Source organism: Roseivirga ehrenbergii (genome assembly GCF_001593005.1).
GTDB lineage: Bacteria > Bacteroidota > Bacteroidia > Cytophagales > Cyclobacteriaceae > Roseivirga > Roseivirga ehrenbergii.
This window is the reverse complement of record NZ_LQZQ01000023.1, coordinates 98,010-123,948: the sequence shown is the minus strand read 5'-3', so window position 1 is coordinate 123,948 and position 25,939 is coordinate 98,010. Positions and strand designations below refer to the sequence as shown.

The 25,939-nt window shown below is 38.8% G+C and carries 19 protein-coding genes; 12 read left to right on the top strand and 7 right to left on the bottom strand.

Translation table 11 applies throughout. The features are described 5' to 3' along the window. The first annotated feature begins 382 nt into the window (after nt 1-382). Entirely contained in the window at nt 383-5,980 is a 5,598-nt protein-coding gene (locus tag MB14_RS09625; RefSeq protein WP_062591349.1) for a beta strand repeat-containing protein, read from the top strand. Nucleotides 5,981-5,988: 8 nt separating this feature from the next. On the opposite strand, the gene MB14_RS09620 is transcribed toward MB14_RS09625, so the two are convergent. The 7 genes from MB14_RS09620 to MB14_RS09590 all read right to left on the bottom strand — a co-directional run bounded on the left by MB14_RS09620 (nt 5,989) and on the right by MB14_RS09590 (nt 12,932). Beyond that, nucleotides 5,989-6,774, bottom strand: coding sequence for a Rossmann-like and DUF2520 domain-containing protein (locus tag MB14_RS09620; protein ID WP_062591348.1), 786 nt, complete (start codon nt 6,772-6,774; stop codon nt 5,989-5,991). Between the two features lie 67 nt (nt 6,775-6,841). After that, nucleotides 6,842-8,137 (bottom strand): aminotransferase class V-fold PLP-dependent enzyme, encoded by a 1,296-nt coding sequence (locus MB14_RS09615; RefSeq protein ID WP_062591347.1) that lies wholly within the window; start codon nt 8,135-8,137, stop codon nt 6,842-6,844. A gap of 93 nt (nt 8,138-8,230) precedes the next feature. Beyond that, the gene (gene ccsA / locus MB14_RS09610) at nt 8,231-10,762 is read right to left on the bottom strand and encodes a cytochrome c biogenesis protein CcsA (RefSeq protein ID WP_062591346.1); all 2,532 of its coding nucleotides are present in this window, start codon (nt 10,760-10,762) and stop codon (nt 8,231-8,233) included. Nucleotides 10,763-10,783: 21 nt separating this feature from the next. Further along, nucleotides 10,784-11,182, bottom strand: a complete 399-nt coding sequence (locus MB14_RS09605; protein ID WP_053222430.1) for a cytochrome c maturation protein CcmE domain-containing protein — start codon at nt 11,180-11,182, stop codon at nt 10,784-10,786. Nucleotides 11,183-11,247: 65 nt separating this feature from the next. Further along, nucleotides 11,248-11,508, bottom strand: a complete 261-nt coding sequence (locus MB14_RS09600; protein WP_062591345.1) for a CcmD family protein — start codon at nt 11,506-11,508, stop codon at nt 11,248-11,250. A 5-nt stretch (nt 11,509-11,513) separates the two neighbouring features. Next, complete coding sequence (ccsA, locus tag MB14_RS09595; RefSeq protein ID WP_062591344.1) at nt 11,514-12,176, bottom strand: cytochrome c biogenesis protein CcsA; 663 nt, start codon at nt 12,174-12,176, stop codon at nt 11,514-11,516. A 72-nt stretch (nt 12,177-12,248) separates the two neighbouring features. Further along, on the bottom strand, nt 12,249-12,932 hold the full coding sequence (locus tag MB14_RS09590) for a heme exporter protein CcmB (RefSeq protein WP_172796108.1): 684 nt from the start codon (nt 12,930-12,932) through the stop codon (nt 12,249-12,251). Between the two features lie 185 nt (nt 12,933-13,117). On the opposite strand from MB14_RS09590, the gene MB14_RS09585 reads away from it, so the two are divergent. The 11 genes from MB14_RS09585 to MB14_RS09535 all read left to right on the top strand — a co-directional run bounded on the left by MB14_RS09585 (nt 13,118) and on the right by MB14_RS09535 (nt 25,902). Beyond that, the gene (locus MB14_RS09585) at nt 13,118-14,404 is read left to right on the top strand and encodes a nucleotide sugar dehydrogenase (RefSeq protein ID WP_062591343.1); all 1,287 of its coding nucleotides are present in this window, start codon (nt 13,118-13,120) and stop codon (nt 14,402-14,404) included. Beyond that, nucleotides 14,404-15,459, top strand: coding sequence for an NAD-dependent epimerase (locus MB14_RS09580; protein ID WP_062591342.1), 1,056 nt, complete (start codon nt 14,404-14,406; stop codon nt 15,457-15,459). The genes MB14_RS09585 and MB14_RS09580 overlap by 1 nt, the downstream gene beginning before the upstream one ends. Continuing rightward, nucleotides 15,459-16,592, top strand: coding sequence for a DegT/DnrJ/EryC1/StrS family aminotransferase (locus tag MB14_RS09575; protein WP_062591341.1), 1,134 nt, complete (start codon nt 15,459-15,461; stop codon nt 16,590-16,592). The genes MB14_RS09580 and MB14_RS09575 overlap by 1 nt, the downstream gene beginning before the upstream one ends. 202 nt (nt 16,593-16,794) lie before the next feature. Continuing rightward, a complete protein-coding gene (locus tag MB14_RS09570) occupies nt 16,795-17,319 on the top strand; it encodes a winged helix-turn-helix domain-containing protein (protein WP_062591340.1) in 525 nt (174 codons plus the stop codon). Then, on the top strand, nt 17,312-17,818 hold the full coding sequence (locus MB14_RS09565) for a UpxY family transcription antiterminator (protein ID WP_062591339.1): 507 nt from the start codon (nt 17,312-17,314) through the stop codon (nt 17,816-17,818). The genes MB14_RS09570 and MB14_RS09565 overlap by 8 nt, the downstream gene beginning before the upstream one ends. A gap of 61 nt (nt 17,819-17,879) precedes the next feature. Beyond that, the gene (locus MB14_RS09560; protein ID WP_062591338.1) at nt 17,880-20,549 is read left to right on the top strand and encodes an SLBB domain-containing protein; all 2,670 of its coding nucleotides are present in this window, start codon (nt 17,880-17,882) and stop codon (nt 20,547-20,549) included. A gap of 98 nt (nt 20,550-20,647) precedes the next feature. Further along, nucleotides 20,648-21,802 carry a LegC family aminotransferase gene (locus tag MB14_RS09555; protein WP_062591337.1) on the top strand — a complete coding sequence of 385 codons (1,155 nt, stop codon included), beginning with the start codon at nt 20,648-20,650 and terminating at the stop codon, nt 21,800-21,802. 116 nt (nt 21,803-21,918) lie between these two features. Next, the gene (neuB, locus tag MB14_RS09550; protein ID WP_062591336.1) at nt 21,919-22,944 is read left to right on the top strand and encodes an N-acetylneuraminate synthase; all 1,026 of its coding nucleotides are present in this window, start codon (nt 21,919-21,921) and stop codon (nt 22,942-22,944) included. Continuing rightward, entirely contained in the window at nt 22,944-24,068 is a 1,125-nt protein-coding gene (neuC, locus tag MB14_RS09545; RefSeq protein ID WP_062591335.1) for a UDP-N-acetylglucosamine 2-epimerase, read from the top strand. Before neuB ends, neuC begins: the two co-directional genes overlap by 1 nt. A gap of 77 nt (nt 24,069-24,145) precedes the next feature. Beyond that, the gene (locus MB14_RS09540; protein WP_062591334.1) at nt 24,146-25,192 is read left to right on the top strand and encodes a nucleotidyltransferase family protein; all 1,047 of its coding nucleotides are present in this window, start codon (nt 24,146-24,148) and stop codon (nt 25,190-25,192) included. Then, complete coding sequence (locus MB14_RS09535) at nt 25,189-25,902, top strand: acylneuraminate cytidylyltransferase family protein (RefSeq protein ID WP_062591333.1); 714 nt, start codon at nt 25,189-25,191, stop codon at nt 25,900-25,902. Before MB14_RS09540 ends, MB14_RS09535 begins: the two co-directional genes overlap by 4 nt. Nucleotides 25,903-25,939: the final 37 nt, after the last annotated feature.

Sequence of the window (25,939 nt, the reverse complement as noted above, 5' to 3'; positions counted from 1 at the left end):
TTTAGAACGCTTAAACAGTTAGTAGATGTTAAAAAAAATAGAGGCAAGAAAAGCAAACTGCTGTTGTTTTTAAACCAATACATCATTTATTTTTGTCCGTTTGTTGGATAGGCTTAAATGGTTGAATTTGTGGCGAATTACTAATTATTATATCCAAATGGCGTAATGTTATTTTTGATTAACAAAAATATAATATACATTTGCCTCCTCTTTCACCCACTATTTAAGGCAAAGCTACCATCTTTGCATCATTAGTATTTTCCTCAACCCACCATTTACTTAACCATTTGATTTTGAACAAAAGATGTTCAAAGAATTAATCAAACATTTTTCAATGTCATAGTAGAAAACCTATGGCGAGAAACTTTAACTAAAACAAAAGGTGAGGTACGTAGATTTAGTTGGTACTTTTTTCGGGAGAGTTATTTTAGGCGTGCTATTGCTTTGTTTTATCAACACGGCATTATTAGGGCAGTCCCATATCACTTCCATTAACTATGCTAGCCCTTTACCAACCTCTATTCCTTCAACAGTTTCGGTAACCTCACCGAGTGATGCCATCAATGACATTCAGCCAAGTTTACCCTACGATCTTTATTATGGAACAGGTGACAACTTGAAAATCAAGTCTTATACTGTTGGTGGTAAACTCTACGATAACTTTGTGCTTCCAGACACTTTGGTAATTAAGAGGACTGATAATCAAGCATACATCAACGTTTGGTATACTTTAAGTAGCATTGTTGACCCATCGTTTAGCCCACTTACACCAGGAGAACTGGAGTTAGATGCGGATGAAGTAGAAGATGCAGATGCCCTTTATCAGTCCGGAGTTTTGAATGCCGGTTATGATAATATTATGGTGAACGAGGATGATGAGGGACTCAATACCATACAAGCACAGGTAGAGCGTTTAGATGTAATTTGGTTTACAGGCCTAGTTACTTGTGAACCAGATAGTGCTGTTTTTCCAATCATTGAAAGGGGTGGGAATGATGAAATAAAGATTGCAGCAATACTCTCACTTGATGTTAATGGTGAACCAGCATCATATGGTTCAATGATTGATATTGAAGATTCAGATTGGCCAGATCCATCTAATTCAGGCACAGGAGGTGGACGTTCATTCGACAACTTTCTTATTTTAAGAAGACAGGATACGGGATTAGACCCAACTCCAATTATTAATATTGGTACCTTTTTTGGGCAGAGTGCCCAAAGTTTGCAAGGAGTAGCGGTTTCTTTTAGTGAACTAGGAATTGCTGCAAATACAGTAATTTATGGTTTCTCAATTTTTGCATTCGATACAAATGCAACGGATCATGACTTAACTGATATTTTCACTTTTCCTACCGATACCAAAGCCAGTGACTCAGGACTTGATTTAGTTGCTGGTTTATCAGCGGGGGTGTCATCAGATAACTGTTTGACCCCTGGCACAGGGCCTGGAGGTTATAAAGCTGCTTTAACTACATGGCTCAAGGCCAATGTTGGAGTAACTACTGCTACTGATGGGAGTACTGTGACCGATTGGCAAGATCAGTGGGTTGGAAATCATGATGCTACTACAGGAGTTGCCGCGCCAACGTATAGAAGCACAACCAGTAACATCAACTTTAACCCTACGGTTGATTTTACTACAGGAAGTACAAGCCTTACTATAGCCAATAACTTAGCGTTTAACACGGGTGGCCCATACACTAAAAAAGGAATCAATTTAGCTTTTAGAACAAGCACATCGGATATTAACACTCGTCAAGTATTGTATGAGCAAGGAGGGAGTGATCGAGGCATCACAGTTTATATTCGAGATGGAAAACTACACCTTTCATCTTGGAACAGAACGAGTGACGGTAGTGGGTCGCCTTGGAATACATCAGCTAATGTGGCAACTATTGCATCAGCTACTTTATCTGAAAATACGGAATACATAGTTACTTTAGAATTTAGTGGAAACACATCTTCAACCGGTACAGTTACAGGCTACTTAAACGGTCAAAGCTTTGCTACCTTAAACAATGTTGGGCTACTTTATAGTGATACTGATGGAATAGAGTTTGGAGCTTCGGATGGAGCTTCTAGATATGACAATGGTAGCAGTAGTAGCGCAAACTCTTACTATGGAGAGATTTCGGAACTCATTTACTGTAATGAACCGGGCGCTTTCCTTATATCACAGCGTAATAGAATAGAGAGTTATTTAGCCGTAAAGTATGGAATCACGCTTGACCAAGCGACACCTATTAACTATGTAGATTCTCAAGGTGATATTGTTTTTAACACTACTCTTAATGCGTCACTGGGTGGATACTTGGAATACAACAAGGACATTGCAGGAATTGCAAGAGATGATAATTCTGAATTTGAGCAGGTTAAATCAAGGAGTGAAAACATGGGGTCTGTGGTTACTATGGATCATGGTGGATCATTTCCTGATAACAACTCATGGCTGATTTGGGGAAATGACAGTGGTGATAAAGATGATGATGAAACCACAGATGTTCCTCCTTTGATTACAAAAAGAGTAGAACGAGTTTGGAGAGTGGCTGAAACAGGAGAGACAGGAAATAACAGTATTAGCTTCGATATTTCAGGATTTACGTTTAGTGGAGGCACGCCTAGCGAATCGGATTATAGCTTACTAATAGCAGGAAATTCTTCAGGTGGTGATTTCAGTTCTGCTCAGGTAATAACTGGCGGTACCTTAAGTGGTAGCACCATTACTTTTTCTGGAGTTAATTTTGAAAATGGTCAGTACTTTACTTTAGGTACAGGTTTTATTAGCTGTGGGCCAGGTAATGTAACTACAAATTTAACCTTATGGTTAAGAGCCGATAATGGGCCAAACACCACAGTTAACGGAGCTGATGTTACCTCATGGGGTGATTTTTCAGGGTCTAACGATGCAAACGATGCCACTAATTACCCAAATTATGTTAGTAACTCAATAAACTTCAATCCAGCATTAAATTTCGACATCACTAATTCAGAGTGGATGAGTGGTAGTGCAGGTTTTTATACAACCGCTTATTACTTTGTTTTTAAAGCGGATAATGAAATAACTACAGGGTCGACTCCTCAAACGGTTATTGGTTTTGATGCTCCTTCTGCATCAGTTAATATAGGTGGTTTTACACTCGGTAACATTGCATCTGGTTCTGAACTGTTTACTCATGTAATGGGTACAACGAACACATGGTATAGACGTGCAAATGATACAGCTGGTAGGCCGAAAGTACTTGCAGGGGAGAGTTTACTCTTGGGAGTGAGAAATAATGCGACTAATACCAGTACTCAGATATATATTAATGGAGAACAAAGAGATGATGCCTCAACGGGTACTTTTAAAACTTCCTCTAATGTGGCTTATCGTCTAGCTAACTTTCGAGCATTCTTTTCGAGAGCTTACGATGGACAAATTGCAGAGCTTATTTCATTCTCCGTACGTCCCGATGATACCAACGAACACCTTAGAATTCAGAGTTATTTAGCCATTAAATACGGCATAACACTAGACCAAACTACAGGACAGAATTATTTGAATTCATCAAGTTCAGTGATTTGGAATGCCACAGACAACGCTTCATATAAGAAAGATATCGCTGGTATTGGCAGAGATGACGGTTCTTGCTTTATTCAAAGGCAATCTAAAAGTGTGAATGATGGTGCAATTGTCACCATTGGTTTAGGAGGAATTGCGGCAGATAATAAATCCAATCTTAATAGCTTCTCAGCAGATGAATCATTTATGGTTTGGGGTAATGATAATGCCGATAAAGAACAGTCAAACGCTGTAAATGCTGCAAATGATGGTAGTCCAGATGTTCCTGCTGGGGTTACTGAGCGCATGAGAAGGGTTTGGAGAGTGGATGAGACTGGAACTGTAGGTAATACTACTATATCTTTTGATTTAACAGGTCTGGGTTATTCTTCTTCGGCAGCAGACTTTAAACTGATCAGGTCTGCTAGTTCAACCATGGCCTCTGGTACCACAGTAGGTGGCGGTACTTTCAATGGAAATGTATTGACTTTTGAGAATGTTGACTTTGCTGATGGAGATTATTTTACTTTAGGAACAGCCATAGAGCTTTGTGGTCCTGGTGGAGTAACAACAGGCTTGGCCATGTGGTTAAAGGCAAATAATGGCCCTGATGCTATTATAAATGATGCTACCGTTAATACTTGGACCGACAAGAGTACGTCTGATAATGATGGAGCAGTGACACCAAATGGAGTATCTCCAGTATTACCAAAGCTCAAAACAGCAACCTTTAATTTTAATCCTGTTGTTCGCTTTTCTGATCCAGGTACTTCTGATCTGGCATATATAAGTACCGATAATGGTAATGTGGTAAGTGATGATATGACTTTAGCGACTGTTTTCTCAACTACTCAAAATGGAGGGAATACTGGAAACTTTGAGGATTCTCCAGTGCTAATGAGCTCTGGCAAATCGGGAGGAACAGCCGATTATGCATTAGGCTTGGCTGATAATGGTGCAGTTCATTTTAATGCGGCTAATAACTCTAGCCGTACTGCTTATAGCACCGCCAAATACAATAACGGTATTCCTCATATTGCTATGGGAACTCGTGTAAAGGCAGTTTCTGGCGCAGTAGAGTTATATATGGATGCTGCAAATGTAGGTTCTGGTACCTCTGATAACGTTTCTTTGAACGGAGGTACAGCTATGGGTATAGGAAATAATGGAGCCATTGCTGATTATACAATAAACTCTCAGCTACAGGGAAATATAGCCGAGGTGTTAGCTTATTCTAGGGTTTTAACAGCGAATGAGCGTGTTCGAGTTGATTCATATCTTGCCTTGAAATATGGTATTACAAGAGCTGGTGGTACAGGTGAAAAGGACTACTTAGCCTCTGATAGTGGTGTAGTATGGGACTGGACAGAACAACCCACCTATAATTATAACATTTCTGGCTTAGCACGAGATGATGACTCTTGTTTCCTTCAAGAAACCTCTAAGAGTTCTAATGCAGGTACCATTGTAAAAATGGCATCGGTTAGTGGCATCGGTGTTGATGATTCGTTCTCGATATGGGGAAGTGAAAATAAGCCCTTAACAGGCACTAAAGCTGATGGAAATACAGAGTTTAATACTTCTCAAGTAAAGAGTAGGCTATTTAGAGAATGGTATGTTCAAGAGACCGGAACAGTGGGACAGGTTGATTTAACTTTTGACTTATTCTCAATTGGCGGACCTTCTGGTGTAGGAACAAACAACCTTAACCTAGTAAGGCTAATGCTAGATGCTGATGGAGATTTCACCTCAGGAGTTACTCTTCAAGCACCTACTTCAATTGATGCGGTTAAGAAAACAGTAACCTTTAGAGTTGATTTAACCGATACACAATTCTTTACATTAGGAGCAACTGAAAAGTATGCACTTCCAATTACCTTGATTTCATTTGATGCTAAAAATATCAATAATGAATCTGTTCAATTGAATTGGACAACGGCTAGTGAAGAAGGTAACGCTTATTATACAATAGAAAGAAGTGCTAACGGAAAGGATTTCACAGCAATTGGAGTACTTAATGGTGCAGGAAATAGTGATGAGATATTAAACTATATCTATAGCGATTCAGAGCCTTTGAGCGGTACTTCTTATTACCGATTAAAGCAGACTGACTTTAATGGTGAGTTTGAATATTCAGAGGTGAAAAGGGTACTGCTAAACAAAGCTCAACTTGAAATCAATACTGCATTCAGTGTCTTCCCTAACCCTGTTGTTTTTGGAGAGAAATTTAAACTCGCTTACAGAGTAGCTGAAGATCAAGAAATTGAGCTTCAGGTAGTGACTTCCAGTGGTGTAGTAGTGAGTAGTTCCAGTTTCGAAATTAAGGCTGCTTCAGGTCACATAGAGCTTGATTCTAAAGACTTGCCAAAAGGCTTGAACATGATCAGAATCATTGATCGAGACAGAAAAGTAGTCACAATTAAAATGTTGGTTCGTTAGTGAGCAGTTTACTCTTCGGAATAATAATCGATGATATTCTGGGAGATTGCTCTGTAGATTTCTGCAATCTCTGGATTGTTAGATAAAGCCTGAAAGTGATTGTCCAAGGTCTCTAAATCACCTCTTTTGGCAGGGCCAGTTTGAGCATTATTTGGGCCTATTTCAAGCGATTTATTGAGCGTTTCAACAATCAATGGCTCGAGCAAGTCAAAATCGAGGTTTCTGTTTTCTAAAATACCTTTTGAAATCGTAAACAGATGGTTTGTGAAGTTGCAGGCAAAAACAGCTGCCAAGTGAATCGTTCTTCTATCTCGGCTATCCATTAACTGAACTTTGTTGCTAATGCTTTTGGCCAAACTGTTCAAGGCATTTTCGGTCATTTTGTTTTCCGCTTCAATACCAATTGGAATTTCTGAAAAGTCCACGGCCTTACCTTTGCTAAAGGTTTGAAGTGGATAAAATACGCCTTGGTTTTCCGTTCGTGCGTAACCCAAAGCATTCATTGCTACCGACCCTGAAGTATGGGCTAAAATGGAGTTTTCTGGAAGTATAATTTCAGGTGCAATTTCAGCAATAGCGTCATCCGAAACTGCCAAAATAAATATCTGAGCATTGCTATCATTAAAGTTGAGCTTACTTGTGGCTTTAGCATTAAAAAAGTCTAAGGCAAAGTGTTTGGCCTTGCTGATATCTCGGTTATAAACATCAGTAATTATATGTCCTGCGTTTTCAAATGCTCTGGCCAAGTGCCAAGCAACATTCCCGGTGCCTATAATGCCTATTTGATAGCTCATGGTTCGAAGTTAGAAAAACGAATGGAATGGTTGATATCGAAAGCGCTGTTCTTCTCTCCAATAAAGTTTACTTAGGTGTTCCGGCAATTTTAAGCATGGCTTCTACCAAACGATCTAAGTCATACTTTGTGGTATACACATGTGGGGTAATTCTAGGGCCGTTTACCTTTTCCCATTGCACAGGGCTCGTATGTATTTTGTATTCGTTAAAAAGCCTGTTGTGTACTTCTCCAGCAGTCATGCCTGCTACGCCAAAGTTGCATAGGGCTCGACTATACTCTGGTTTTAGCGAAGTGTATGGAATAATGTTTTTATGCTGAATCACTTCCTTGGCCCAATATTGCTTCAAGTATTCTAACCTGGCTCCTTTTCGCTCTTGGCCAATTGCGTTGTGAAAGTTGAGTGCTCCGCCAATGGCTTGTTCGGTAGCAAAGGAGCGAGTACCAATGTTTTCGAACTTGCGGATATTTGTTTCTTGGTCTTCGGGCGAAGCCAAAAGTGGCCAAATATCTTTTATTTTTTCCTTTCTAATGTAAAGCATCCCCGTACCAAAGGGTGCACAAAGCCATTTATGAAGACTCGTTCCGAAATAGTCGCAGCCCAAATCTGAGATTTTAAAATCTAGATGAGCGAAAGTGTGTGCTCCGTCTACCACAGAATCAATTCCTCTTTTTCGGGCTTCGGCACACAACTTTTTGGCAGGCATAATCTGACCCGTCCAATTAATCATGTGGGTAATATGAAAAACACGTGTTCGTGGCGTTACCGCATCAGTAAATTGCTTTACAATAACGTCATCGTTTTCATTGGGTAAATCTAAATCTAGCCAAACCAATTTTATTCCATCGCGCTTTTCACGCTGCCTCCAAGCATTCATCATGTTTGGGTAATCATATTTGGTCAGAATTACCTCGTCTCCCTTTTTCAGGTTCATTCCAAATATTACCGTGTTGATGGCCTCAGTGGTATTTCGGTTGATGGCTATTTCATCTGGAGAGCAGCCCGCGAGTTCGGCAAGTTTATCTCTAACAGGTTCGCGGCCTTGGTCAAGAATTCGCCACATGTAATAAGAAGGTGCTTCGTTGGCGTATTGGTAGTAGCGGATCACAGCATCTTGCACCACTTTGGGCTGTGGACTTACTCCTCCATTATTAAGGTTAATAATATTGGGGGAAGTAGTATAGGCCTGCTGAATCCTTGCCCAAAGCTCTTCGTCTTGGGCAGCCGCTTCAGGAGAAAGCTGATTCATTTCCACCATCGCCTGACTTACATCTTCGGCAACGGATTTTTTAAAGAATGAAGATAGAGAAAGACTTCCTGCCGTTAAAAAAGATTTTTGGATAAATGATCTGCGTGAATTCATAGCCTAAAAAGTTTAGTCAACTCAAATTAGGCAATTTTCAACATTTTAAAACCCTTGATTAGAAGAGAGGTAAAACACCAGGATTTGGCGGTTTTACTCAACCCCCTTATCTCTCATTTGCATAAATTCTACATAACGTCTTCTTACCGCTATAATAAAGCCAGCAATCATCACCAAAGTACCTATCCAAAGCACATTGATGTGCGGTTTTTCTAGCGCTTTCATAATGATGAAGTCCTTTTGAGTAGTGTTTAAACCTAGAGTCACAGAGCCTGCGTCAGGGTTTATACTTTCCACTGAGATTTTAGAAGCAATTTCTTTAATTACATCTGGTTGTTTACCTACTTGTCCATTCTGGATAATGAAAATAGGTTGGGCTAGGTACTTTTCATTGTCTTCGGCATAAACCGTAATGTTTGCTCTTACGGCTACGTCATCAGGGCCAAGAGTAGCGAAACTCATGCGCTCGACTCTTTCTAAACCATTAAAGTCGGCTACGTAGTCATTGATGAAAAAGCGTTGTCCAGCTTTTACTTCAATCTCTTCTTTTTCACCCCATTCAATGTCTTCTTCGAAATTTGGTTTTACAGAAACATAAGAATAGATGTCTCTACCCCATAGCTTTTTAATATCAGGAGAAATCACATCACCCATTTGCGGGTTTACTTGTATTCTTGGGTATAATGTAAACTCTTTCCCTGTTTCTAAATCCTTATAATCTGTTTGATAATAGAAATTTTCAGGGCTTTGGAGATAAACCGTGTCGCCAGCTTGAGCATAGGTCTTACCGTCAACCACAATGTCTTGCTTTACTACTTTGTAGTAAGGGTCTTCAGTATTATTGAGATTCGATTTCTTAACATATCCCGGAATGTCATTGACCTTCATAAGCTCATTACGGTAAGTAATCTCATACTTATCCATAAAACTTGGCTCATTTAAGAAAAGAGGAATGTTAGTTTGGTTTTGATCATCCGTCCATTCTTTACTTATAAGAAGGGTGTTTCGAGAAATAGCTTCAGAGTAACCCTCTGAAAACATGATCCCAATTAACATCATGGCGATACCAATATGGGCAACTGAACCTCCAACCAACTTAAAGCTCTTACTTTTCAGTAGCTCTAAAAGAATTTTTGTATTGGCCACAATTGAATACATTCCAGCAACGAGTACGAGAATATATACTGGATCATAAATTTTTGCTACAATGAAAATAACTGCACTCAGCAATAATGAAATCAATACAGGAAAAGTGAGTGACGCAATAAGCTTTTCCTTGTCCATTTTTTTCCAAAAGAAAAATTGACCAGTTCCACTAAGTAGAGCTACAGCTATAGCAAACCAAACTTGACTATTTGAATAGAATTCAATTTGATTGGCTGGTTGAGCAAGAGTAGAAATGCCACCAAACAATTCAATAATCTTGTTGAATACAGGGAATGAGGTTGGAATCAATACTTGAAATGCCATGAGAGACAAGGTTAACGCCCCAATAAACACCCAAAATTCTCTAGAATAAGTTGATGCTTCCTTTTCAGAAGAAGGAATTTGCTTCCAAACCCTTACGGCAAATATGATAGAAATGATAAGGAAGAACATCAAGTAAATTAGAAGCTGTCCTGAAAGTCCTAAGTCAGTAAAAGAGTGAACTGACGCATTTCCTAAAATTCCACTTCTTGTTAAAAAGGTAGAATAGAGAATAAGTATAAAAGAAGTAATGACCAGAATGATCGATGTCTTTAGCGCTGTGGCGCTTTTCTTAAAGGTAATCATGGTATGAATACTGGCGACCATAATTAGCCAAGGCACATAAACTGCATTTTCAACGGGATCCCAGTTCCAATAACCACCAAAGTTTAGGGTTTCGTAAGCCCAATAACCTCCCATAATAATAGCAGTACCTAAAATCATGGTGCCAAAAATTGTCCATGGCAAAGCAGGCCTTACCCATTCTTTCACTCTCCCTGTCCAAAGCCCAGCTATACAATAAGAGAATGGAATTAGAGAGCAGGCAAAGCCTAAGAAAGTCATTGGAGGGTGAATAACCATCCAATAGTTCTGTAATAACGGATTAAGCCCGGTTCCGTCTGCCGGTATAAAGTCAGGGTTGATTAAGAAAATGGGGTCATTCAGTACCTCTCTTAACAATAGGAAAGGAGAACTTCCAATTTTCAAATCGCCAATAACAACTCCTAAAATCATGGAAGCCAAGAATGCCTGTACTACGGCAAAAACCGTCATAACAGGGGCTTCCCATTTACGGTTGGTTTTAATAATGATGAAGCCTAAAAGTGCATTCCAGAATAACCAAAGCATAAAACTTCCCTCTTGACCTTCCCAAAAGGAGGCAATCATATAATAGGGAGGAAGGTTTTTTGAGGCATGACTCCAAGCGTAATGATACTCGAAGTAATTATTATAGATTATGATGTAGAGAGTAACAACCACACCCACTACTGAAAGGCCATGGAAAACAAAGGCAGCACGGCTAAAGCTGATCCAAGGAGATTTACCTACCTCATTATTATTAGTGGCTTTGAAATACCCGAAGGCCGCCATTAATGAGGTAATAAATGAAATTATAATGAGGAGGTGGCCAATATTGCCTATGCCTGTATGTACCATGCTGGGTTACCTTATTTCAGATTAAAGTTCAGTCTCTTCGTATTTAGAAGGGCACTTGAGAAGTATTTTATCAGCAATAAATTTGTCATCGTGATAAGACCCAATTACTACCACCTTCTCTGACCTAAGAAAATCAGAAGGCATTGGTTCGTTATAATATACGGTTTGCTCTAGGTTGTTATCATCTAGCATAACAAACGAAACTGAAAGCTTGTCTGGGCTTGGGTTTACACCAATTACTTGACCAACAGTGTTCTTTTTAAGTTCTCCTACCACATGGATTTTTTTGTTGCTTCCATTCTCAGCCATTTCTTTGGCTACATCAAATGAAACATATGAGCTAGCACTGTTTTGTGTAGAAATGATGATAGCGATGGCGATGGCGATCACTACGATTCCGATGATACTCGATTTTTTCATAACAGGAATTTTTTGGGTTCAACGGGATGAACCACTATTTGGGTGCGAAATTACAACACAAACGACTATGAATTAGCCTTTTCTTTGAAAACCTCCTTCTCAAGCTTACTTATCTTTTTATCAACGGAAATAGTATAAATACTAAGGCCTACAAAAAGAATCATGATAACGGCTACAACTACATATATTTTACCATTTGAGCGCATTGTATCGGCCATTTCAACCGTTTGATCTTTGTAACTGTCATCGGTAATTTCATATGCGCCATCTTGAGCAATGGAAGCTAAGCTGAAGCAAAGGAAAAGGATGGTGAGAAATTTTTTCATATCAATTAATCTTCTAAAGCACGTTCAATTTGTCGGGTTCTAACTCTTAGGTTGGCTAACCAAGCCCCCATGAGGGTCCAGCCAATTACGGCAGGGTAGAAAATTACCCTAAGCTTACTATCAAGGTCATAAGAATTAAAACCAGGATTTCCTCCATTACCTGGGTGTAAAGAATTAGGGTCTAGCCTTGGTAAAATGAAAAGGAGCGGAATCATTGCCGCATAGGCAAAGATGTTATAAACACCGCTTACTCGAGCCCTTTGTTGTTCATCTTTCATTGAGTTACGAAGCACTAAATAAGCAAAGTAAATCAATAGGCATATGGCAGCAGCATTTTGTTTGGAATCACCACTCCATGGTTCACCCCATGTATAATTTGCCCAAACTGCTCCGGTAATAATTCCTAAGGCTCCCATTAAAACTCCTGCTTTGGCCAGTTCTACGGATTTGTCATCTAGTGTAATTTGCCCTGATCGTAAATATTTAATCGCATAAACCATTGATGCAGTTAGCAGTATCACCATTCCAAACCACATGGTAACATGGAAATGGAGGTTTCGAATAGTTTCGTTTAGAATATTTAATCGGGGGGCATCCATGAGTAGGCCTGCCAATAGTGTGTAGGTTACTAGAATTAAGGCTAGGGCTTTCCACCAGTTTTTCTTCATGACAATTAACCTTTAGTGGCTCATTTAACAAAGCGATTAGACGAGAGTTAACTCAGAATGGTTGCGCTTCTTTTATGATCGCCAAAGATAAGGGAATAACAAGTAAGATACCGCGAATACGATTGCATTTATGGCTACTAGTATTAGAATTTCGTCTGTACTTACCGATCGATCAAGTCCATCCATAGCGTTTTTAGAAAGCTTGATTACCATCAGGATAATAGGAAGTATAACAGGGAAACTCAAAACGGCCATCAGCGAGGTGCTATTTTCAGCTTTAGCAGCAATACCTGAAATCATGGTAAGGCTTGACGCCAAGCCTAAAGAGCCAAGTACTATAGCAATAAGGAAATAGAGTAAATCAAAGGTAGTTCCGTCTTCGTTAGTCCTTTCCATTACAAAAGAGTAGATTACAAAACCAACTAAGGCCAAAGCTAAGAGTAAGAGTGCATTATAGATAGTTTTAGAAATAATGATTTCAATAGGACTTGCTATGGAGTAATAATAAAGAGCCCTACCTCTCGATTCCTGAATAAAACTTTTGGCTACCGAATTCACAGCGGTAAAAAGAAGTATAATCCAGAATAGTGCGTTCCAAGTTACAGCATCGATGGCTCCTACTTTTAGACCAAAACTCATATAGCACACAAAGATGGTACTGGCCAAATAAAGTACCATCCCATTCAATGCGAACCGCTGTCTCCATTCAGAGAGTAGCTCTTTTCCTATTAGAGAGAATATCTGATTCTTGTTCATTTTAGATGGGCAAATATAGTGGCTTTCAGAACAGTGTGTTTGAATTTTTGCTAATTATCACCCAATCAGGGCATTGACGAATGTTAGCAAAATGTTAAGAGCTACATAGAGAAGAGAATAAACTCTTTTATTCCACTTGAAGAATCTTTTATAATCCCTATTTTCGTGCCGAACAAATTTTTGGCATGTCAGAGAATAAGATTGCAATTATTGGATTGGGCTATGTTGGCCTTCCGTTGGCAGTAGCTTTTGCGGAGAAATACAAGGTTTTTGGCTTTGATATCAATCAACCCAGAATTGATGAACTCAATAGTGGTCATGATAGAACGCTTGAAGTAGAGGATAACCTTCTTTCTTCTGTTTTGGCACAGAAAGATTCCACATTGGGTCTTTTTAACACAAATCAACTAGAGGACATTAAGGGCTGTAATATTTTTATAGTGACAGTCCCAACACCGATTGATGACGATCAGAACCCTGACCTAACACCGCTAATTAAAGCTTCTGAAACGGTGGGAGGAGTGCTTAAAAAAGGAGATATTGTTATTTATGAATCGACTGTTTACCCTGGGGCGACTGAAGAAGATTGTGTGCCTGTTTTGGAGAACAAGTCTGGATTGAAATTCAACAAGGATTTTTATTGTGGTTACTCACCTGAGCGCATCAACCCTGGAGATAAAGAACATACCGTAAAGAAGATTTTGAAAGTCACTTCTGGTTCTACTCCAGAGATAGCAGAAAGAGTAGATCAACTTTACAAAAGCGTAATTACTGCTGGAACATATAAAGCGGCTTCAATAAAGGTGGCCGAGGCTGCAAAAGTAATAGAGAACTCGCAGCGTGACATCAACATTGCTTTCGTGAATGAATTAGCAATGATTTTCAATAAGATGGGTATTGACACCGTTGACGTTTTGGAAGCTGCAGGTACTAAATGGAACTTCTTACCATTTAGACCAGGCTTAGTGGGAGGTCACTGTATAGGGGTTGATCCATACTATTTAGCTCAGAAAGCCAAAAAGACTGGCTATTATCCACAAATTCTCTTGGCTGGCAGAAGGCTCAATAATAGCATTGGCCCATACGTTGGTAGTCAAGTAGTCAAGCTTTTGATGAAGAAAGGAAAAGTTATCAGAGATTCAAAAGTGCTGGTTTTAGGTATTACTTTTAAAGAGAACTGTCCAGACATTCGTAATTCTAGAGTGATCGATATCATTCAGGAATTGAAGGAGTTTGAGGTGAATGTTGATGTGTTTGATCCATGGGCAGAGCCTAAAGAAGTTAAACATGAATACGGTTTGGATTTAGTTAGTGAGTCTAAACTTGATATGAAATCATACGATGGAATTGTATTAGCGGTAGCGCACAATGAATTTATGAATTTGATGAAACCAGCGAATGTAGGTTCAGATTCAGTTATTTATGATGTGAAATCGTTCCTTCCAAAAGAAACTATCACCGCTCGATTATAATGGCAAAAGTTTTAATTACTGGTACTGCTGGTTTCATCGGATTTCATTTAGCTAAAAAACTACTTGAAAGAGGGGATGAAGTTGTAGGCCTAGATTCAATCAATGATTACTATGATATCCGTGTTAAGTACGGACGATTGCTGGAAACCGGTATTGATTCCGAAGAAATTGAGTATAATAAACTAATTCAAAGTTCAACATTCAAGTCTTATCGTTTTATTCAGTGTCAATTAGAAGACGCTGAAAACCTAAATCGATTGTTTGAGGTAGAAAAGTTCGACAAGGTAATTAACCTTGCTGCTCAAGCTGGAGTTCGATATAGCTTAGAAAACCCAAAAGCTTATATAGATAGCAATATTGTGGGGTTTGTTAACATTCTGGAAGCCTGTAGACACAACAAAGTAAAGCACTTATCTTACGCAAGTAGTTCATCAGTTTATGGTTTGAACGAGACTCGCCCTTTTTCTACGAGTCATAATGTTGATCACCCTATTAGTCTGTATGCAGCTAGCAAAAAGAGTAACGAGTTAATGGCACATACTTACAGTCATTTGTTTGGACTGCCAACAACTGGTTTAAGGTTCTTTACCGTCTATGGCCCTTGGGGAAGACCAGATATGGCCTTATTTTTATTCACCAAAGCAATCCTAGATGGAAAACCGATTCAGGTTTTCAACAATGGAGAAATGTCAAGAGACTTTACTTATGTCGATGATATTGTTGAGGGGATTACTAGAGTAAATGACAATCCTCCCAAAGGCAATGAAAGCTGGTCTGGTTCTCAGCCTGATCCTGGGTCGTCTAAAGCGCCATATAAGATTTACAATATCGGTAACAATTCACCAGTAAAACTGATGGATTTTGTAACTACAATTGAGAAGGTTTTAGGCAAGGAGGCTGAAAAGCAATTTATGCCTATGCAGCCAGGTGATGTTTCTGCGACTTATGCGGATGTTCAAGATTTGATTGATGATTTAGATTATAAGCCAGCTACATCGCTAGAGTTTGGAGTAGGGAAGTTTATTGAGTGGTACAGGAAATTTTATAATAAGTGATGGAGCCGATAAGAATGGTTGACCTTGTGGGTCAGTATGCTAAAATAAAGGAGGAAATAAAGGAAGAAATCAATCAGGTTTTAGATAATGCTACTTTTATCAATGGCCCTGCTGTCTCTGATTTTCAGTCTGAATTAGAAAAATACCTGTCTGTTAAACATGTAATCCCATGTGCAAATGGTACAGACGCACTTCAGGTAATTATGATGGCATATGATTTTCCGAAAGGTGCCGAAGTAATAGTTCCTTCATTCACTTATGTAGCAACAGTAGAAGTTATAGCTCTTCTGGGGTTAAGGCCAGTATTTGTAGAGGTTTATCCAGATACTTTCAATATTGACATTGAAGATTTAGAATCAAAAATCACAGATCATACGGTGGCTATTGTACCTGTCCATCTATACGGACAATGTGCGGATATGGAGCGCCTAATGAAAGTTGCTAAAAAGCATGATTTAAAGGTTTTTGAAGATACAGCTCAAGCCATTGGAGCGAATTATAAATTCAGTGATGGAAATACTGTAAAAGCTGGAACGATTGGAGATGCTGGCGCAACTTCATTTTTCCCTTCCAAAAACTTAGGCGCTTACGGTGATGGCGGAGCTATAATGACCAATGACGATGAGCTTGCAGCAAAACTCAGAATGATTGTCAATCATGGCCAAAGTGAAAGATACTATCATGATTCTATTGGAGTGAATTCGCGACTAGATAGTATTCAGGCTGCTATTTTGAAGGTTAAACTGAAGTATTTAGATGGATATAATCAGGCTCGTCAACAAGTCGCGGATAAATATAATAGTGCTTTTGCCACCACAGACGAGATAATTACGCCAATCACGGCTAATTTCACTAATCATGTTTACCATCAATATACGATTAAGTTGAAAGATGCTTCAAAGCGTAATGAGTTGAACAAGTACCTTGCTGCTCAAGGAATTCCATCTATGATTTATTATCCAGTCCCTAACCATCTACAAAAAGCTTATAGTTATCATGGGTATAAGGAAGGGGACTTCAAAATCACGGAAGACCTTTGTTCTAGAGTGATTTCTTTTCCTATTCACACTGAAATGCAGAGCGAACAACAAGATTTTATAATTGAAAATGTGTTAAAGTTTTTCTCTTTATAGGAACTTTTTTCAATGGCTTGTCATAGTATTTTTGACTGGTTAAAAAATTAACATACAAATACTAAGAGGTTTATTGCTATTTGAAAATATTGAGTAAATTTGTTACTCAATATTGAGTTCTGACTTGGGACTTACGAGGCGAAGCTGTATCATTTGATCAATTAAATTGGCAAATAGCGCATAGCCTTAAAAGCTTTTGATAATGCTTGAAGCACTTATTTCTTCAAAAACACGAATAAAATTACTTTTAAGACTTTTCTTGAACCCAGACTCAAGCGCCTACCTGAGGGGTTTGGCAGAAGAATTTAATGAAAGCACAAATTCAATTCGCGTTGAGTTGAATAGGTTTGAAGAAGCGGGAATGTTAGATTCAGGCTTGGTCGGAAATAAAAAAGTTTTTAAAGCCAATAAAAAATATCCTCTTTTTCAAGAAGTTCGGAGTATCCTTTTGAAGTATACAGGCCTTCAAGACGTAATTGACGAAGTAGTTGAAAAATTAGGGGATTTAAGCAAGGTGTATCTTTCAGGAGATTTGGCACTTGGTAAAGATTCAGATGTTGTGAGTTTGATCTTTGTTGGAAATCCAGACCTTCATTATCTTGTTCAATTAATTCAGAAAGCAGAATCATTAGTGCCTAAGAAAATTCAATACCTAGTATACTCTAATGAAGAAGCCGCCATAATGACTTTCGACCCAAATCAAAACCTTTTAATTTGGAATGAATAATCAGCAAAGAACATACTGGACAGCTTTTTATACCAAGCCACGTAACGAGAAAAAGGCGGCTGAGAGGTTAACTTCAAAAGGTTTCGATGTCTATTGCCCGACCAGAACTGTACTCAAGCAATGGTCTGATAGAAAGAAAAAAGTGACAGAGCCAGTATTCACATCATACTTGTTTGCTAAGGTTGATGAGACTTGCCGATTAGAGATTTTGAAAGACGCCTCGATTGTTTCGAATGTAAGATGGCTGGGCAAACCTGCAATTATTCAAGAAAGAGAAATATCAGAAATCAAATCCTTTTTAGAAGAATTTCCCTTATCAGAATTGTCAAATGAAAACTTCCAAACTGGTAGTCGAGTCAGTATCAATTCTGGAGCGCTATCAGGTCAATCAGGTGTGATTAGAAAAACGCAAGGCAATAGAGCCTTCTTACTGATTTCGAGTTTAGGAATAGAGCTTCAAGCGGAAATAAGTATGAATCATTTACGAAAAGTCAGCTGATTTTTAGCCTAAATAAAATAGTATATATTTGAAGACTTTATACGAGTCTTGTTATTGTAATATGATGAATAGAGGTTACCAAAACTTTCAAAAGGCACTCAAAAGGAACTTAGGTAAAGGCTTGTTTAGCTTTGTTCGAATATTAGGCTTAATCATTTTTATTTTTTGCGCAGTTAATGCTTTAGAGGCTCAGTCCTTAGGTGGCTTGGATTTGAAGTCTGTAAAGGTTGATGAACTCTCAGATGAGCAGATTTTGAGCTACATGAAGCAGGCTGAAGAGAGAGGTTTGACTCAGTCTGAATTAGAATTATTGGCTAGACAAAGAGGGGTTTCGGAAAGTGAAATCTCAAAGTTGCGTAGAAGGGTTGAAGCCCTAAGGAGTGGTGTTAACACTATGAATAATACTTCAACTGATAAAAGGAATTCACGTCTTGAACCTAGCTTATTAAATGACGAAAGTGTTTTTGGGGCTCTTTCTAGTGATGAGGCCATTGAGTTGACAGAAGAACAGAAGAAAATATTTGGCTTTGACCTTTTCCAAAAGCGTAACCTTACATTTGCACCAAACCTCAATTTACCCACTCCAGTAGATTACCAATTGGGGCCGAAAGATGTACTTGTTGTTGATTTATGGGGGGTCACACAAGCATATTTTCAATTTGAAGTTTCCCCTGAAGGAACAATTAGACCAGAGAATTTATCTCCTGTTTATGTAAATGGATTAACCATAGAAGCCGCTTCAAAGAAAATTATTGACCGATTGAGCCAGATTTATAGTGGACTTAAAGCTCAAGGGAATAACCCTCCTACTATCTTTCATCAAATCAGTCTTGGAAACATTCGCACCATCAATATAGAAGTCGTTGGTGAGGTTGCTAAGCCAAGTATGTATTCGCTGCCATCACTTTCAACAGTTTATACCGCTTTACATGCAGCAGGTGGGCCTACTGAGAACGGCACCTTTCGTAAGATTCGAGTAGTCAGAAACAATAAACTACTTTCTACATTAGATGTTTACCCCTATTTAACAAGCGGAATTCGTTCAGGTGATGTTAGATTGAAAAATGGGGATGTTATAATAGTGGAGCCATTTTCTAGTAGAATAGAGCTAGATGGAGAGATAAAACGCTCTGGGTTGTTTGAATTAAAGGATAATGAAAGCTTCAGCGACCTTTTATCATATGCTGGGGGTTTTACAAGCAAGGCATTTAAAAGTACTGTGACTGTTAAGCGTAATGGAAATAGGGAAAGAGAAATAATAGATGTGGATCAAGAGAGGTTTGATGATTTTCAACCGAGTGATGGTGATCTTATAGAGGTGAGTGGGATACTTGACCGTTTTTCTAATAGAGTAATAATTAGTGGAGCTATTTACAGAGAGGGAGAGTATCAACTTACAAGTGAACTTACTTTAAAGAAATTAATCGAGAAGGCTGGTGGTGTAAGAGGGGATGCTAATATGTCTCGTATCACAATATACAGAACAGGTGATAATTTTTCTCAGTCTGTTATTCCAGTAGATTTAGCGGCTCTTTTGAGAGGTGATATTGTAGATATAACTTTATCAAGAGAGGATGTTGTTCAAATAACTTCTATCTATGATTTGAAAGAAGAGTATTATGTTCAAGTGTCTGGTGAGGTCATAGAAGGAGGAGTCTATCCATTTTTTAACGGGATGACGGTTCAGGATTTAATTATTCTATCTGGAGGTTTGAAAGAATCTGCCTCAGGAGCGATGATAGAAATTGCTAGAAGAAATACGAACGGAGGTGTTAATTCTGCTGCTGATATCATTACACTTTCTATCGATCAGACTCTGTCGCTAGATTCAGAAGATAGAAATCAAATATTAAAACCTTTTGATCAGGTATACATCCGAAAATCACCAGGTTATACCATTCAACAGCAGGTTACTGTTGAGGGCGAGGCATTGGCAACAGGGGTATATACCATTAGTAGAAAGGATGAACGTATTTCAGATGTAATTAAGAGGGCGGGCGGCTTAACCCCATATGCCGATGCTTCTGGAGCTATCTTAATCAGAAAAACAGAGTTTTCAAATTCTAAATCTAACGATCAAATTAGTCAAGAGTCCTTGCAACAATTAAGGCAAAAAGTACTTAAGGATGAGTCTGAGTTGAAGAATGTTAGCCAAACTCAACTAATTGAACGCCTCAAAAAATTAGAAGATAAGGTTGAAACGGATACGCAGAATGATTTGGTTGGGAGTAAACTAAAAAAGGAACTTATTCAAGACATTTCGGAGCAAGACTCACTAGTAAGAAATATCGAAATTAAAGAAGAAGAACCAGTTGCAATTAACTTACAGAGAATACTTGATGAACCAGGCTCCAAATATGATCTTATTGTCAAAGAAGGTGATGTAATATCCATACCCGGTAAATTGGAAACAGTAAGAGTTGCAGGAGAAGTTACTTCTCCTCTCAATGTGAGATTTGATAAGGAATTTAGTTTTAAGGATTATATTGAAAGATCTGGGGGCTTTTTAATCACTGCAAAGAAGGGAGGGAGTTATATTCAATATCCTAATGGGGAAAGAAGACAAGTGAAGCGCTTTCTTTTTTTCAAAAAATACCCAAAAGTAGAAGCAGGGTCTACCATTTTTGTAAGTAGGAAGCCGGACAGAAAGCCAGTAAATGTTCAAGCCATCATTTCTGCTTTTGGAACAGTAGCTACAATTGCCTTAGTTATAGATCGTTTGAGTAATTGAATTAATATTTTTCCTTAACCTAATCAAGATACTTATTTGAGGTTATTATTAATATAGTTACTCATTAAGACGAATCATTTTTGTTGAAGAAATAGTAAATGTTGGATTTAGATAACCTAGTCATTTTTATTAAAAGTATGTATGGAAATCCTGAAAGGGTTTACCTTCATGAACCCAATTTTTGGGGAAATGAAAAAAGATATTTAAATGAAGCAATCGACTCTACGTTTGTTTCATCTGTAGGAAAGTATGTAGATCAGGTAGAGGATAAAATAGCCGAAATTACTGGCACTGGTAGAGCTACTGTAGTAGTAAATGGTACTGCAGCACTACAGGTGAGTATGCGGATATGCGGAGTGGGGCTAAATGATGAAGTTATTACCCAGGCACTCACTTTTGTAGCTACCGCCAACGCAATTGCTTACAATGGAGCAAGACCTGTTTTTATTGATGTGGATCGTGATACTATGGGTATGTCTCCTGAATCATTGAAGTATTTTCTGAAAAATTGCTGTGACAAGACTGACAAAGGAATATTTAATAGGGTATCAGGATGTCGCGTAGCAGCGTGTTTGCCTATGCATACTTTTGGTTTTATGTGCCGAATTGATGAGATCGTAGATATCTGTGAGGAGTGGGGCATTCCGGTAATTGAAGATGCTGCCGAATCATTTGGCAGCACCTACAAAGGTAAGGCTGCAGGCAGTTTTGGCAAAATGGGTTGTATTTCTTTTAATGGTAACAAGATCATAACTTCAGGCGGGGGGGGGGCTATTATTTCAACGGATCCTGAGTATGCTCAACGAGCCAAATACCTGACCACAACGGCTAAAGTGCCACACCTCTGGGAGTACTATCATGATGAACTGGGCTATAACTTCAGAATGCCGAACATTAATGCTGCGGTACTAGCGGCACAGCTAGAAAACCTTGATGTTTTTATTGCTAAAAAGCGAGCAATATTTGCCAGATACGAAGAGGAACTTCCCAAATTAGGTTTTAAGCTAAAGTCTATTCCCGAAGATACTGATTGGAATTACTGGCTCATTAGTGTTGAATGCGAAAATCTGAAAGATCGAAATCACCTTCTCAGAAGTACCAACCAAGGAGGAATTATGACCAGACCTATATGGAAACTTATGTATCAACTACCCATGTTCAAGGACTGTTATCGGGATGATCAGGCTAATGCAGAATACTTGTCAGACAGAATCGTAAACTTACCCAGCAGTGCTCACAGAGGCATAGAGTAGAAGTGGGATTGCTGATAAAGGATATAAGAAACACCACCCTGTAATTTTCGAAGACTGCATTGCTATACCTTAATTGATTTAACCGTACAAGCTAAATAGGGAGTTATTTAAAGATTATGAGGAAAGTATTGATCATTGCTGAAGCGGGTGTCAACCATAATGGTGATATGGAAAAGGCTAGGCAGTTAATAGATGTGGCAGCTGACTCGGGTGCGGACTATGTGAAATTTCAAAGTTTTAAAGCGAGTAAACTCGTCAGTAAAAAGGCTAAGAGAGCCGAATACCAGCAAAATAATATAGGAGATGAAAAGGACGATCAACTCAGTATGCTTGAGGCGCTGGAATTGTCTGATGAAGATCATCTGATGCTGGTTGACTATTGCAAATCAAAAAGTATTGAATTTCTCTCGACTGCATTTGATGAAGACGGTCTGACCTATTTGTACAAGTTGGGGCTAAGGTTATTTAAGTCACCTAGTGGAGAAATTACCAACTACCCATATTTGCGAAAAATGTCTCAGTTGGCAGACCAATTGATACTTTCTACAGGAATGGCCGATTTGGAGGAAATAGGTGATGCTCTTGAGCTACTGAGCTCCTATGGATTTAAAAAAGAGAAAATCACGGTATTGCACTGCAATACTGATTATCCTACTGCTATGAATGATGTAAACCTGCGAGCTATGAACAGCATAGGCGAGCACTTTGGGGTAAGCATTGGTTATTCAGATCATACTTTAGGAATTGAAGTACCTATCGCGGCAGTGGCAATGGGAGCTACCGTTATAGAAAAGCATTTCACCTTAGATAGAGACCTACCTGGGCCAGACCACAGAGCCTCTTTGGAGCCAGATGAGTTAGTTGCGATGGTTCGGGGCATCCGAAATATTGAAAGTGCACTTTCAGGTAGTGGCCTTAAGGAACCCTCGGAAAGTGAAAAAAAGAATAAGTTGGTTGCCCGTAGAAGTATTCACATGGCAGTAGATGTACCAGTAGGTACAGTGCTTTCCGAAGAGCACCTTATTACCCTGAGACCAGGAAATGGTATATCTCCCATGAAATGGCCCGAAATTGTGGGGAGAAAGACCTGCGGAAATTTAATCCAAGGCGATATTTTACAGCTTGATGACCTAGTGGATTGATGGAACCTATAAACATCGGAGTTCTTACAAGCTCTCGAGCGGATTACGGTATTTACAAGCCGCTTCTTAAACTTCTGTCAGAAGACGACCGTGTTTCATTGAGCATTATTGCCTTTGGTTCGCATTTACTGTCTAAATACGGTGAAACAATCCATGTCATTGAAAGGGAGGCTTTAGGACAAATCTTAAAAGTAGAGGGTATGGGAGAAGATGATAGTCCTTCAGCGATAGTGACCTACTATGGTAAGTTAGTGCTACAATTCAACAAACTCTTTGAAAGCCATCAATTTGATATTGTCTTTGCTTTGGGCGATCGATATGAAATGTCGGCAGCTGTACAGGCCACCATACCTCATGAACTCAAAATAGCGCACATACATGGTGGCGAAACTACCCTCGGGGCTATAGATAATGTGTATCGTCATCAAATTACAATTGCCTCCAAATGGCATTTTGTAACCACCCAATTTTTTAAGGAAAGAGTAGTCAGTCTAATCGAATCTGATGAGTTCGTATATAATGTAGGAGCCTTAAGCTTAAGTGAAATAGAAAAAAAACCATTGCCAGATTGGTTCGAAGTAAGCAAGAAATTCAGTATTCCTCAAAAACCCTTTATACTTTCCACATTTCATCCTGAAACTGTAAAGAGCAAAAACAATAGCATCCATGCACAGGAAGTTATGCTAGCGTTAAATGAGGTGTTGATGTATACCAATATAGTAATTACAGGAACGAATGCTGATACTTCAGGCACTACATTCAGAAACATGGCACTAGATCTGAAAGAGAGGTTTCCTGAAAAGGTTTACCTAGTTGAGAGCTTTGGTAAAGAAAACTATTTTGCAGCTTTGTCAAACTGTCTTTTCGTTCTTGGAAATTCATCAAGCGGCATCATTGAGGCCGCGTCTTTCGGTAAATTTGTCTTAAACGTAGGTGACAGACAAAAAGGAAGAAAAAGTAATGACAATGTAATCGATATTCCTTTCAAAAAAGAAGTACTCATAAAAGTAATGATGGATTTACTCAAGGGTCCTTCTTTTGATGGAAAAAATGTTTATTATAAACCAGATACAGCAAATGCAATCAAAGAAACCATTCTGTCCTGGACAGGCAAAACCGAATAATGAGCAAGGTTTATTAATCAGGATTGAGGTACAGCTTTAACCAGACAAATGATTTATTAAAGTAATTAAGATATCAAATGATCAAAGTTGAAGATCATATAATAATTCAAGGCACAAAAATTAAGGAGGCCCTCGCAAAACTGAATAAGTTAATGCAAGACGCCATACTTTTTGTGGTAGATGAACAGGGTAAGTTAAAAGGCAGCCTTACAGACGGTGATGTAAGAAGAGGACTGCTAAATGATCTCGGTGTCGATAACACGGTGGATGCATTTATTCAACCTAGTCCCAAGTTTATTCAAAAGGGCAATTATGACATCCAGCAAGTCATAGATTATCGGGAGAATGATTTTCGAATAATCCCAGTAATAGATGAAAATAATGTAATAGTAAATATCATAAACTTCAGGTTTCAGAAATCTTACCTACCACTGGATGCTGTAGTAATGGCGGGTGGTAGAGGATCCAGACTGCAGCCTATGACTGATACGGTACCAAAGCCATTGCTTAAAGTGGGCGAAAAGCCTATTATCGATCACAATGTAGATAGGCTTATCAAATATGGCATAGATGATTTCTGGATTTCAGTCCGTTACCTAGGCGAGCAATTGGAGGAGCATTATGGTGATGGCTCGGGCAAAGGAGTTTCAATCAAGTATGTTTGGGAAGATGAACCATTAGGTACCATTGGAGCGGTAAGCAAAATATCCGATTTCAATCACGATTACGTGCTTGTAACCAATTCCGATTTACTAACTACCCTAGACTACGAAGATTTCTTTCTGGACTTTTTAGAGAAAGATGCTGACATGTCGGTTGTTACGATACCTTACGAACACAATGTGCCCTACGCGGTCATGGAAACCACAGATGGGCTGGTGAGTTCTTTCAAAGAAAAACCAACCTATACCTATTATTCAAATGGAGGTATCTATTTGATAAAGAGAGAAATTTTGGAGAGGATTCCAAAGTCCGGTTTTTATAATAGTACGGATTTAATGCAAGCCTTGATTGAATCAGGTAAGCGCTTGGTGGCATACTCTAATCGCCATTATTGGCTTGACATAGGAAAGCCAGATGATTATGAGAAGGCATTGAAAGATATTATCCACCTTAATCTATGAAAGTAGTTGCATTTATACCAGCCAGAGGAGGCTCTAAAGGATTGCCTGGAAAAAATATCAAGCCTTTTGCAGGTAAACCACTCATTGCACACACCATAAAATTTGCACTAGATTGTGGTGTTTTTGACGAGGTCATTGTGTCTACAGATGATGAGCAAATTAAAGAGATATCGGAGTCTTATGGTGCCAGGGTTGTTTTGAGACCCGACTATCTGGCAGAGGACGGTTCCTTGGTGGTAGATGCAGTACATTATACCTTGGGCGTACTTACCTCAGAGGATCTACGACCTGATTTTTGTTTCTTACTGGAATGTACTTCTCCATTCAGAACTAAACAGGATGTGAAAAAGGCTTTAGAAATGCTTCAATCCGATAGGTTTGACAGTGTTGCAAGTTTTAAGAAATGCGAATTACCCCCCACCAGAATCTGGAAAATAGAAGGAGATACTGCTCTACCATTCATTTCTGGTGCCGATCCTTTCTTACCCCGACAACAGCAGGAAGAAGGATACGAACTCACAGGAGAGATATATGGCTTCAATGTGGATAGGTTCATAGAAACTCATGCAAAGAGCGTGCTATATGGGAAATTTTTCCCTTTGCAAAGTACCTCAAAATTCTTTGCAGAAATAGATACAGAAATAGATTTTGAAGTAGCCGAGTACTTTATGAAGCGGTTGCTTAATGAAAATGACCCGATAAATGTTTGAGGTCAAAATTTATACAGAACTGAAGAATACTTAAGTA

Excerpts from the sequence above, each read along its gene's own strand:
- MB14_RS09615 (WP_062591347.1), bottom strand. The coding sequence starts at position 8,137 with ATGAATTCACGCAGATCATTTATCCAAAAATCTTTTTTAACGGCAGGA.
- ccsA (WP_062591346.1), bottom strand. The coding sequence starts at position 10,762 with ATGGTACATACAGGCATAGGCAATATTGGCCACCTCCTCATTATAATT.
- MB14_RS09565 (WP_062591339.1), top strand. The coding sequence starts at position 17,312 with ATGAATAATCAGCAAAGAACATACTGGACAGCTTTTTATACCAAGCCA.
- MB14_RS09560 (WP_062591338.1), top strand. The coding sequence starts at position 17,880 with ATGATGAATAGAGGTTACCAAAACTTTCAAAAGGCACTCAAAAGGAAC.
- MB14_RS09540 (WP_062591334.1), top strand. The coding sequence starts at position 24,146 with ATGATCAAAGTTGAAGATCATATAATAATTCAAGGCACAAAAATTAAG.
- MB14_RS09605 (WP_053222430.1), bottom strand. The coding sequence starts at position 11,182 with ATGAAAAAATCGAGTATCATCGGAATCGTAGTGATCGCCATCGCCATC.
- MB14_RS09535 (WP_062591333.1), top strand. The coding sequence starts at position 25,189 with ATGAAAGTAGTTGCATTTATACCAGCCAGAGGAGGCTCTAAAGGATTG.
- MB14_RS09580 (WP_062591342.1), top strand. The coding sequence starts at position 14,404 with ATGGCAAAAGTTTTAATTACTGGTACTGCTGGTTTCATCGGATTTCAT.
- MB14_RS09575 (WP_062591341.1), top strand. The coding sequence starts at position 15,459 with ATGGAGCCGATAAGAATGGTTGACCTTGTGGGTCAGTATGCTAAAATA.
- neuC (WP_062591335.1), top strand. The coding sequence starts at position 22,944 with ATGGAACCTATAAACATCGGAGTTCTTACAAGCTCTCGAGCGGATTAC.
- MB14_RS09600 (WP_062591345.1), bottom strand. The coding sequence starts at position 11,508 with ATGAAAAAATTTCTCACCATCCTTTTCCTTTGCTTCAGCTTAGCTTCC.
- MB14_RS09590 (WP_172796108.1), bottom strand. The coding sequence starts at position 12,932 with ATGAACAAGAATCAGATATTCTCTCTAATAGGAAAAGAGCTACTCTCT.
- neuB (WP_062591336.1), top strand. The coding sequence starts at position 21,919 with ATGAGGAAAGTATTGATCATTGCTGAAGCGGGTGTCAACCATAATGGT.
- ccsA (WP_062591344.1), bottom strand. The coding sequence starts at position 12,176 with ATGAAGAAAAACTGGTGGAAAGCCCTAGCCTTAATTCTAGTAACCTAC.
- MB14_RS09620 (WP_062591348.1), bottom strand. The coding sequence starts at position 6,774 with ATGAGCTATCAAATAGGCATTATAGGCACCGGGAATGTTGCTTGGCAC.
- MB14_RS09555 (WP_062591337.1), top strand. The coding sequence starts at position 20,648 with ATGTTGGATTTAGATAACCTAGTCATTTTTATTAAAAGTATGTATGGA.
- MB14_RS09570 (WP_062591340.1), top strand. The coding sequence starts at position 16,795 with ATGCTTGAAGCACTTATTTCTTCAAAAACACGAATAAAATTACTTTTA.
- MB14_RS09585 (WP_062591343.1), top strand. The coding sequence starts at position 13,118 with ATGTCAGAGAATAAGATTGCAATTATTGGATTGGGCTATGTTGGCCTT.